This is a genomic window from Neisseria sp. P0021.S007, from assembly GCF_051956855.1.
Window position 1 is genome coordinate 1 of record NZ_JBQCXA010000839.1, and the last position, 584, is coordinate 584.

General features: G+C 53.1%; 1 protein-coding gene. It reads left to right on the plus strand.

All coding sequences use genetic code 11. The annotated features are described in order from the left end of the window. A partial coding sequence (locus tag ACTHUR_RS16245; RefSeq protein ID WP_440399712.1) for a 3-oxoacyl-[acyl-carrier-protein] synthase III C-terminal domain-containing protein occupies window positions 1–501 on the plus strand: 501 nt, incomplete at its 5' end. Between the last annotated feature and the right edge of the window lie 83 nt (window positions 502–584).

Consider the following 584-nt stretch of genomic DNA (forward strand, 5'->3'; position numbering starts at 1 on the left):
ACCTGCGTCCTCTTTGGTGACGGCGCAGGCGCGGTTGTCTTAAGCGCATCTGACGAACCGGGCATCATCCACGGCAAACTCAAAGCCGACGGCAACTACCTCAACCTTTTAAACGTCCCAGGACAAATCGCTAACGGCCAGGTTTGCGGCTCACCCTACATCAGTATGGACGGCCCCGGCGTATTCAAGTTTGCCGTCAAAATGCTGGCAAAAATTGCAGATGACGTTATCGAAGAAGCCGGTTACACCGCCGATCAAATCGATTGGATTGTGCCGCACCAAGCCAACAAGCGCATTATCGACTCTACCGCCAAACACTTGGGCTTGAGCATGGACAAAGTGATCTTGACCGTCCAAGACCACGGCAACACTTCCGCCGCCTCCATTCCACTGGCACTGGATGTCGGCATTAAAAACGGCCAAATCAAACGCGGACAAAACCTCTTGCTCGAAGGCATCGGCGGCGGTTTTGCCTGGGGTGCGGTTTTAGTGAAATACTAACGATTGGGCCGTCTGAACACCTCTTTCAGACGGCCTATTCTGCTCAAACCCATGAAATCCCTAACGTTTGCACTCTGCATCAG